The organism is Piscirickettsia litoralis (assembly GCF_001720395.1).
Classification (GTDB): Bacteria; Pseudomonadota; Gammaproteobacteria; order Piscirickettsiales; family Piscirickettsiaceae; genus Piscirickettsia; species Piscirickettsia litoralis.
In genome coordinates this window covers 2,913,298-2,922,821 of record NZ_MDTU01000001.1, presented here as the reverse complement: position 1 = coordinate 2,922,821, position 9,524 = coordinate 2,913,298, and the positions used below count along the sequence as shown (strand labels likewise).

Here is a 9,524-nt window from a genome sequence, read left to right as displayed (position 1 = left end):
TCACAATGAAGCTAACACACCGTCGATTAAGTCCTCCACTCTGTCCCCGTTTGACTCTGGGTTATATAAGGTTGTTTCAGACAACATATTGGCAATATTAATGGAAACTTCCTCTGATTCGCTTTTTGAGATATCACTAAAAATGGCTATATTTTCTATGCATTTTTTTAGCATATTATAATCAACCAAGCACTCTTCTAGGCTATTATTACCTATATCAAAGTATAGGCTATCTACCCTTTTCTCTAATGGAATTGTGTAAAATATATCGTTTTCCCTATGGGTATAGCCAGTTAAATCATCCTCTAAATCTTCTTCCACAAGCTCATCATCATAAATTAAACTACATGCAGCATTCAAATTTAGGGGCTGATTTGTATTTATTTTTTTTCATTAACGAACTTAACAGCCTATCAGTTTCCTCATAATTTTCTAAAACTTCATCTAAGTTAGGGCGAGACTGGCTAAGCGCTGGGGAAATAACTTGCAAACGCTTTAGCTCTATCTGAGAAGGTGGCTCAACCTTTAAAAACTGATTAATTTTTATTTTTTTTACTTTCGGTGGATTAGCATAAAATGATTTCATTCGAATAATTTTTGATTTGAAAAAAACATGGGCTTCTCCCTCTCGCTGATCTTTCAAATCTAATAAATCAACACGATTACGTTTATCTAAGCTGGCTTCCATGGTATCTTGATAACTCATTGTTGTAGAGTTTTGATTAACATTATAGCTTTTCGCCACTGAAACATAAGCTTCACCCGCCGTTTTTTGCAAAAAATTCCCAAGTCTCTTTAGGGTCTTCAAGCTTCATGCATATTTTAATATTTGTATTCGCACAAATCGAAGCTGCTTCCTCTTTGGAGGCTTTTTGAAAAGCAGGTAAATCTTGCCCAGCAAATACCACGGAAAACCCTAAAGAACGTGCCTGCGCAGGCACAACAGCAAAACCTTCTACAGCATAATAACCATACTCATCGAGCACGCATAAATAAGGTGTATTTGAATTTGTTGGCTTTGTTTCAATCACATCTTTGTAATCTCCTTCAATTTTATCGCCTAAACCTGCCGCTAACATAGCTTTTAGAGAGGCAATAATAAGCTTGCCCAAATTTGATAGCTCGTCGGGTGACTTTTCTAAAGCAGGTAATAATACAACTAGAATTCGGCGATTAAGTACAACATCACGAAAATCGACCTCTGCCAAGTTCGTGCGAATAATATGCGCATAAACATCAGCAAGTGAGCCAAAAATACGTGTAAGTTGCATAATAATATAACCATGCTGCTCATAAACTTTTTCAGATTGCTCACCTTTTTTATCCATCTTATAGCCAGGCAAACTCACTAGATAATTTGCAAGAGGATCTTTTACTTCAAAAGGAATATCATGCTCATAGGTGCTTTCACCACCTAATTGGTCTACTATCTTTTTATCATGATATAAATTCTCTAAAGCTTCCAAAGTAAAATACCGGCGAATTGTTCCCGCATCGAGCAATAAAGCGCCTTGATCTCGCAAATAAACCAACATTCTCATCAGTGCTTCAATAAAGGAAATTGCACGCCCTTTCCACATATCTCCATCACCTGCACCCTTTTGTCCTGAGTTCATCATACTAGTAATCAATTGAGCTAGCATGCTTGAGGAGCCAGCAGCAAAGGGATTCATCGTATTTGAAATGACTTCTTTTTGGGGGCCAATAATATCTCGTGCTCCTGTCATAAAATTAATAACAAGCAAGTCATCTTCACGTCCCATTGATCGAACCATTGAAAATACTTTAGCAAATAAAGAATTATCCCCCTTACCATCAACATAAATAAAGCCACTTCCTTGAACTAAGGCATTATACGAAATAGAAAGCAATGTTTCTGTTTTACCACTTCCTGTTGATCCAAAAATAAGGCAATGGGTACGCATATCGGAGTCATTAAACCAAAGCTCACTATTCGTATTAAACTCATTGCCAAAGTGATAAATACCTTCTGACTTCCCGGGTTTATTGCTGCCAGGCTTGGGGTTGTTAGGATCAGTTTCTTTGCTATATAATGGTTTCTTAAATGGCAATACTGAGGAAGACCACATTGAAAACCAAAAAATAGTTAATATCATTAATAAAAAAACATCAGATAAATAATAAAAAATAAAACTAAGAAAACATAATATTAATATACAAACACAGGCGCCAGGACGGCTTGCTAATAAATCACCAAAACGTCGATGAAATGCACGCAAATCCCTTACAGCATGTGCTTGTGCTTGTTCTTGATTTTTAATAACGCCACGAAATGTTTTCATATAATCGCTCAGTCACTTACCTTTTCTTACTACCAGCTATACACTCTCGCAATACTGTAAAAAAATGATTTAAGAGTCAGGCTCAACCGATTAAGTATTGCTAAAAAAATCACTGCTATTAATGAAATTAATAAAGTGCTCAAACGCATATGTAAAAAAAATGAGTACAAATGGAAAACACACACGAGCATCCAGCATATAAAATTTTGGATAAAAAGCTGAATCTCTCCAGTGTGTTGATAGTTCATCATATTTCATTTTAATCTCCTTTATAACTTATAAATTTATTTGCAATCTGTTCACTTATAATTCCTCGTGATAGTTTTTCTTTTACCTCATGTATTAATGGCTTGCCATATTTAGCCAATGCCTCTTTTAAAAAGATATTAATATTATCCGCACTCACCTGATAGAGCTGCTCTCTAATCGTATCTGTCATCACAAGGTACTCACGCAGTGGAGTGCGCAACCCATCAACCGTCGGCACTAATACTTGCCAAACAATCGCTTGTACCGTTTCAATCAAATCGTAAAGACGAGCTTGGCGTTCTTCAGCGGAAAATAAATTAACCATACGCCTAAAGCTATCGACAACACCATTGCTATGTACTGTGGTATAAACAGGATGTCCAGTGAGTGTAGCTTCAATCACTGCCTCTAAAGTCGGCTTATCACGGGCCTCACCGACTAAAATTAAGCCTGGCTTTCGCCTTAATGCATTGCGCACCCCCATAGAAAAACTGGGCAAATGCTTAGGTATCTCACTTTGACTAATCACTGAGCTAGGCTTTACGATATTATCGTAAACATACTCAATTGGAGATTCATAGGTTAAAACCTTTAAATTGCTATCAGGTTTTTCTAGAAAATTAGCAATCAATGAAGCCAATAAAGTGCTTTTGCCTGACCCGGTTGCACCACTAATGACCACAACCCCTTTTAGTATTTGTAGGCTTTTCTGCAAGGTTTCATCCAAACCCATATCTTTTATAGCAGGGGGATTTGCGGTAATCGTTCTTAGAGTCACTTGCAGTCCATTATATCCTTGCAGCTGACACGCAGTAATATTTACACGGTAGCGAAATACTTTTTCAGCTAATGTGACTTGATAGCTGGTATCTAGATCTGTGCCACTTTGCACTTGTGCAGTTGCATTCGCTCCATAGATATGATTAATTAAGTCTGATGCTTCTTGCTGAGTCAACTTGCGCACCGTCACTCTATATAATCGCCCTTGAATATCGGCAATAACATTTTCACCTGACTGAATGGTAATATCCGAAGCCCCTTGATCATGCAAAAAAGTTATCAAGCGATCAAACTCTAACGGTGTAAAGTACGCTGGCTCATGATTAAACATAAATTTATTCATAGTTTGATCCTACAACTGGATGCCATAATTTACTTGTTACTTGTAAAGCGGGTTTATTTTTAATCACCCATGTCCAGTCATCGATGGTTATTTTATTTTTATTACCAGTAATTCCATAGTATTTTTTGATCAACATAAACAGGGTTAATTAAACCTTCAGTTAAGAGTTTTTTCATATAAAACCATCCCAGTATAGTCACGGACTAAACGATTCAAGTTAATCTTATAAATCGTAACAGCTTGATTCATCCCCTTTTGCCAACCTTTTACAATATTTTTTTGCCACAATTTTTTTGCTTCCTCACCGCTTGGCAGCAAGACCTTATTAGGCAAACTTGGCTTCAAGTAATTCATATATAAATAATTGCGCCATGTTGGCGGCGCGGTAACAAATTTTACTTGACTTATAATTTTATAGCTGCGCCCTGCCACACGAATCAGTTGCGAATTTCTCCCAACACTCAGTGAATTATTAGTGCTAGAAATTACAGGAGGCAATACATTATTATTTAATAATAATTGAGAGAAATCAAATATACTGTCCAATTTACTGTTATAGTTTATTAAAAATTTATTAATTAAGTTTGACTCAGTCGCTAAGCCAGCTTGTGCACCTAACGAAAGTGCCTCGTCTTTAATTGCACGCAAACGAATATTAAGATGTTTTTCTTGCTGATAGTAAGATGGTTGATTAGATAAACTATTTAACTGCTCAAGTGAATAAAGTGCCTGATCAATCATTATTTAAATACCTTAAGCTAACAATTTTTTCTTTAGGAAAAATTTTAATCGCAGCTTTATTATTCGCTTGCAGCTCAATATTTTGAAAAATAACTAATGCTGGTGTTGATTGATAGTTAAGATCAACAAGCACTGGCAAACCAGGCTTCTTACCAAACTGCTGATATTTAAAGCCTACAGCACGCGCAATATTTCTAACAACAGCATTAATAGGACCATACCAACTAATAGATAAATTTTTATTTAAGTTTTGATCATGGATATTTATAAAAGGCATCATTAATTGTTTTGGATATTGCGCCCTTCTTATTTTCGAAAGAGAGATCAAAGATTGACTTGTTTTTTCAACAGCCTTAATCAAAGCTTGCTGAACTTTAATATTATTTTTTAGTTGCTCATTTGCTATTTCTTGTTGATAAATTTTAGTTGGCTGTGAAGAGCACCCTTGCAATATAGCAGTTAAAGTTAAAAATATTGTTATAAAAATAACCTTCACAGCATTTCTCCTTAGTTTAATTATTAGAGTCTTTAAAGCTAAAGCCACTTAATGTTTTATCTACATTAGCACTTGCAGAAACACCCGAATTAACACTGTGGCCTAATACTCCAGCAATAGTCCCTACAACAAGTAATGAGCCACCTAAAATCATATAAATAAAGCCTGATTTAGTCTGCACTTGCTGACCTCCACCTTGCCCACCATGACCACTACGTAACTGAAACAGCCCCATCACGACCAATATTACACCACCAAAGCCACTTACAAACTCAATAAAAACAAGTGCATTTAACAGTGTCTTTTTCCAAGAGGCAAACAAGGCTGTCACTGTATTACTTCCTGTTGTTTGATCAGTTGCATAAGCCGCCGATACTAGAAGTAACATTAAGGCTCCACCAAATATTAATTTTTTATTAAGTTTAATTTTTAAACTAGTTTTCATATTTCAATCTCCATTAAATTAACACCATTAGCATTTATATATGCTGCTTAATAACGATCTGATAAGTGTGACTCAAAATTTCAATAAATACATTTGCATTGATCGCACAGATTCCTGCCACAATATGAGCAATAACCTTCGACATGCTTGCACTTGGACCTCCCATATGTTCACCTAAACGAATTAAAAGAAAAATGCCACGTAAAAATGAGGCAAACCCAATAACAAATAGCATTGCATAGGCTAACTTTATCAAGTTATCCGTTGTACTATTTGCTGAGGTTGGAACACATTGAAATACACCATTATTAAATGTAATAATGTATTGATATTGCAATGTGTTAAAGTATGAAAGAAATTTCTCGCCACTGCTTCCACCACAATATTGTTGCAAAATTTGTGGGGTTTGAAACATGGAACCACTTATAGATTCAATCAAATAAAACGGGAACAATAGAACCGACCCAACAAAAAAATAAAACCCTGTTGCCATTGGTGATCGACGATGCATAGACATCATTTGAGGGTTTGAATGATAGCGCAAACGATGGAAACCAACACATAAAGTAATAAAGCCAACAACTGGACCAATAACATCAATTAAGTGCAGAAAAGGCATTAATATATAGTAAATTATGCTGTCATATATATTCGTAGGTGAATTAGCATGTGCATTATGAAGAGATTCAACACCAAGATTAATATCAGTTGAACTTACGGAATTAGCCAATAGTACAACAATGCTTCCTACTGTAATAAGAAAGCCGCCAATAACAAGGTAGGCGAAACCTACCTTTACTGTCTGTTGTTGTTGGCCGCCTTGGCCAGTATGTCCTTGTCTTAATTGTGATAATCCAAAAATAACAAGAACCACTCCTGATAATGCTGTAGCAAATTCAATGAACACTGCAATATGTATTAGCGTTAGCTGCCAACTCTCAGACAGCTGACTGAAATCTGTTGCAACACTATCTAATGCGAATGCACTTTGACTAAAGATTTGCATTCCTATAACAATGAAACAGTGTTTAAATGGTCTTAATCTGTATTTATTCACTTTAGTGTACACACCATCATGCTAATTAAAGATATACCCAGAACTCATTAACACCTGTTCTTTCTTATCATTAACCTCAACAACATAACCATAACCTGGAATTTTCATATTTTTTGTCACAGTAAAAATCACTCCATTTTTATTAACAAGCCAAGCACGACCAGTAACAATAGCTCTTAGCTTTAACTTTTCTCGATGCCCATATTGATTGGCAATCAAAAATTCTATCTTTTTGTTATTTATCCTTATAACTTTATTAAACTCTGACATTTCTAAGTTAATAGATTCTATATTTTTATATAACAATTTCAAATTGTACTTTATATCATCTTGATTCTTATTAATATCATTTAACTTATTTTTAAAATTAGCATCATCGCCAACTCTACCACCTCTTTGATTCAAAATTGATTTAATATCAGACAAACTATTATTAATTTTAATAATCTTATTATTCGTTTCTTTAAAACCTTTCAATAGCTGTCTATCATCAACTTCTTTGTTAGAATCATCTTTATAGTTAATTTTATAGCTATCATTTATACCTTTATTTTTATAGTTATTTATACTAGAACTTTTGTATTTAACTTTATTAGCTTCAGTTTTAGAGGAGAAATTTAAATTTTTATTTTGTTCCACCTGATTTTTTTCAACTGGATAAAGCGTCTGGTAAGCATTGTAAATCATATAACCAGCAACAGTAAAAGCAATCACGGCTATAATATAATAATGTAGCATCGGCTTGATTTTTTCCCATAATGACACTTTTTGGTCTAGAGTATTCTCATCATGGTCCTGCTCTATTAACTCATCAATTGATACATCTTCTTCATTGCTTATATCATCATCAAAATTATAATTTTCGTCAATCTCGTTCATAAACCTATACCTTTACATCAGACATAAATAAAATTCCCATTCCAATTCCTTGGTTCAAGGTAACTGTTGGTGGACGATTAAATCCTGAGCTTGCTTTACCGGCCAATGTCGAGCCAACTTGTCCTAATCCTGAATAGAGCGCTTTTTTGGTTGTTTGATTTGACTCTGTACTAGATTGATCACCGGTAATAATACAAGTCGTCGAACCACCGCATAGATTGCTCGAAGTTTGAGAAAAATACTCACCAAAACCTTGTAAAAATGCAGATGCAAACAAGCCTCCATAGCGAAGCAAATAGTGATGATCCACATCTGAGGCAAGAGCATTTTGCGCGGTAGTTGCGTTAATTGCATATGCTCGAATTGATATGCTGTGATTTATCTGAGATAGGGACATGCGATCAAAAGAAATTACAAGCTTTTCACCCTCTCTTTTAAAGCTTCCTAATAATTTACCATTCTTAAACTTCCCTTGTACTATTGTTGCCATTACTGGAGTACCTGGCTGATCACTATTTAATTGAGTATCAAGGACAGCAAATAAAATTGTTCCTGCTTTTTCAATAACTGCCGCACTATCTTCCTTGCCAAACTGCCTACTATCTATAGAACTATTAATTTTAACTGCTTTTCCAACTTCCCCTTTTTGTATGGAAACATGATTCCAACCAATGAGCATAGTTTGAATTTCACTCTGCATTTGGCTAGTTTTTTTATAAACTTTATTTTGATATTCTTTTTCTTTCTGTAGTTTTGCTTTTTCAACAGATTGATAATTTTTTTGAGAAGAATCTCTTTGTACTATTTTTTTAAAAACCTTAGATCGAGTCAACTCTTCGATGCGTTGGTTTTGTTGATTTAACAGTATTTCACTAGGAACAATGTCTTGCGTAGATTCAGCAATCACTGTTTTTCCCTGACTTTCAGCTTTTTTTAGTTCTTTATCTTCATTTATTTTATCCATTTTTTTGTATATTTTATTTCTATACTGTGTTGTCTTCTCCTTTACCCCATTATTAGCACTAGAAATATAGGAACTTCCAAGATGAGTTGTTTCTTTAGGCTTAGTTAATTTATTTACAGTAACGATAATGATGCCCATAACAATCGAAAATATTATAATGACACGGATACGAGGATGTTCAGATAATATATATTTTATATGTTTAATTATTTTTAATTTCACAACTAATTATTCCCAACAGTGACTTGATGCAACACACCGTTCATAGAAATTAACAACGAAGGTGCTACAGATAGCTGATAAGCATGTAAAACTGATGGACCCGTACTATTTTGCCTACCCTCCCATTGTGGAGAAATCAATGTTCCCGAGGTTAATAGTAAGTATTTTCCTTGGTAAGACCAGACTTGAGCGATACCATTATTTATTTGCAGTTTTTTAGCACTTTGTGGTGGCACCCCATTTAGTAGTTTAATTAGCATATCTGATGCAGGCTGCAACTCTGTTGATATTTCTTCATTATTTGATCTATAATTTTGCACTCTGATATAGTCCAAATAGTCCCATTTTTTCTGTCCTAAAATTAACGACAACATTATGGGAATATCCAGCCCTTTTAACATAATTCCAATATTAGCCTGTCCATATTCTCTTAAGCCTTGAACCATTAACACACTGCTTTTTTTATCCCATTTAATATTAAATTTTCCAGGGTCTCCTAAACTATAAGAGGAAATTGGCCAAACCTTTCCTAGTTGATCCGTCATCACTATTGATGTAATCATCCCTTTTGCTATACGAATAACTGGCTCAATACCACCCGGCTTTAAACTTACAGGAATTATCGATGATGAACTCTGGCGAGGAGCCTCTCCTGCCGGAGCTGCTTGAGCTTTTTCCTGTGTATCATACAAATCTTTATATTGATGAATTTGCTTTGGAGACAATGGAAAGTTATTGCTTTTAATTCCTTCAAAAGCTTTATTACTTATATCACCAATAGCAAGGCATGGTATCCATAATAAATATATAATTAAAATATATAGAAACTGCATATGCATATATCCATTAACATCATAGTTGCTGCCTTTGCAATTAAGTTTTGCAAAACTTCCGAGCACCATAAATGATTATTGGCTACTACTTTAAATCTCGTCTTAAAGTACTAGCATTCAAATTAGATTTAATATTAATTTAATACATAGGACGACAATAATAGTAAGGCTTACGCATTTTTATTTAAAAAGCCTTTGTGTTTATAACTCTT

12 protein-coding genes are annotated in these 9,524 nt (G+C 34.6%); all 12 read right to left on the bottom strand.

Annotated elements, in window-relative coordinates:
* Positions 1-321, bottom strand: coding sequence for a hypothetical protein (locus BGC07_RS23700; protein ID WP_317135140.1), 321 nt, complete (start codon positions 319-321; stop codon positions 1-3).
* 22 nt (positions 322-343) lie between these two features.
* Positions 344-778 (bottom strand): hypothetical protein, encoded by a 435-nt coding sequence (locus BGC07_RS23695; protein ID WP_317135139.1) that lies wholly within the window; start codon positions 776-778, stop codon positions 344-346.
* On the bottom strand, positions 759-2,303 hold the full coding sequence (locus BGC07_RS14405) for a type IV secretory system conjugative DNA transfer family protein (protein WP_317135138.1): 1,545 nt from the start codon (positions 2,301-2,303) through the stop codon (positions 759-761). Before BGC07_RS14405 ends, BGC07_RS23695 begins: the two co-directional genes overlap by 20 nt.
* A 90-nt stretch (positions 2,304-2,393) precedes the next feature.
* A complete protein-coding gene (locus tag BGC07_RS14400; RefSeq protein ID WP_235603271.1) occupies positions 2,394-2,561 on the bottom strand; it encodes a hypothetical protein in 168 nt (55 codons plus the stop codon).
* 1 nt (position 2,562) lies between these two features.
* Positions 2,563-3,675, bottom strand: coding sequence for an ATPase, T2SS/T4P/T4SS family (locus tag BGC07_RS14395; protein ID WP_069313659.1), 1,113 nt, complete (start codon positions 3,673-3,675; stop codon positions 2,563-2,565).
* 156 nt (positions 3,676-3,831) lie between these two features.
* On the bottom strand, positions 3,832-4,416 hold the full coding sequence (locus BGC07_RS14390) for a type IV secretory system conjugative DNA transfer family protein (protein ID WP_235603270.1): 585 nt from the start codon (positions 4,414-4,416) through the stop codon (positions 3,832-3,834).
* The gene (locus BGC07_RS14385) at positions 4,409-4,912 is read right to left on the bottom strand and encodes a DotD/TraH family lipoprotein (RefSeq protein WP_069313658.1); all 504 of its coding nucleotides are present in this window, start codon (positions 4,910-4,912) and stop codon (positions 4,409-4,411) included. Before BGC07_RS14385 ends, BGC07_RS14390 begins: the two co-directional genes overlap by 8 nt.
* A gap of 16 nt (positions 4,913-4,928) precedes the next feature.
* Positions 4,929-5,357 carry a hypothetical protein gene (locus BGC07_RS14380; RefSeq protein WP_069313657.1) on the bottom strand — a complete coding sequence of 143 codons (429 nt, stop codon included), beginning with the start codon at positions 5,355-5,357 and terminating at the stop codon, positions 4,929-4,931.
* 34 nt (positions 5,358-5,391) lie between these two features.
* Positions 5,392-6,414, bottom strand: a complete 1,023-nt coding sequence (locus tag BGC07_RS14375; RefSeq protein WP_069313656.1) for a hypothetical protein — start codon at positions 6,412-6,414, stop codon at positions 5,392-5,394.
* Between the two features lie 21 nt (positions 6,415-6,435).
* Positions 6,436-7,293, bottom strand: coding sequence for a hypothetical protein (locus BGC07_RS14370; protein WP_069313655.1), 858 nt, complete (start codon positions 7,291-7,293; stop codon positions 6,436-6,438).
* Positions 7,294-7,297: 4 nt separating this feature from the next.
* On the bottom strand, positions 7,298-8,479 hold the full coding sequence (locus BGC07_RS14365) for a TrbI/VirB10 family protein (protein ID WP_069313654.1): 1,182 nt from the start codon (positions 8,477-8,479) through the stop codon (positions 7,298-7,300).
* Between the two features lie 2 nt (positions 8,480-8,481).
* Positions 8,482-9,381, bottom strand: a complete 900-nt coding sequence (locus BGC07_RS14360) for a DotH/IcmK family type IV secretion protein (protein ID WP_235603268.1) — start codon at positions 9,379-9,381, stop codon at positions 8,482-8,484.
* Positions 9,382-9,524 lie beyond the last annotated feature (143 nt).

Bases quoted from the DNA above. Each gene is read 5' to 3' on its own strand.
- BGC07_RS14405 (WP_317135138.1), bottom strand. From the start codon at position 2,303: ATGAAAACATTTCGTGGCGTTATTAAAAATCAAGAACAAGCACAAGCA.
- BGC07_RS14400 (WP_235603271.1), bottom strand. From the start codon at position 2,561: ATGAAATATGATGAACTATCAACACACTGGAGAGATTCAGCTTTTTAT.
- BGC07_RS14395 (WP_069313659.1), bottom strand. From the start codon at position 3,675: ATGAATAAATTTATGTTTAATCATGAGCCAGCGTACTTTACACCGTTA.
- BGC07_RS14390 (WP_235603270.1), bottom strand. From the start codon at position 4,416: ATGATTGATCAGGCACTTTATTCACTTGAGCAGTTAAATAGTTTATCT.
- BGC07_RS14380 (WP_069313657.1), bottom strand. From the start codon at position 5,357: ATGAAAACTAGTTTAAAAATTAAACTTAATAAAAAATTAATATTTGGT.
- BGC07_RS14370 (WP_069313655.1), bottom strand. From the start codon at position 7,293: ATGAACGAGATTGACGAAAATTATAATTTTGATGATGATATAAGCAAT.
- BGC07_RS14360 (WP_235603268.1), bottom strand. From the start codon at position 9,381: ATGGTGCTCGGAAGTTTTGCAAAACTTAATTGCAAAGGCAGCAACTAT.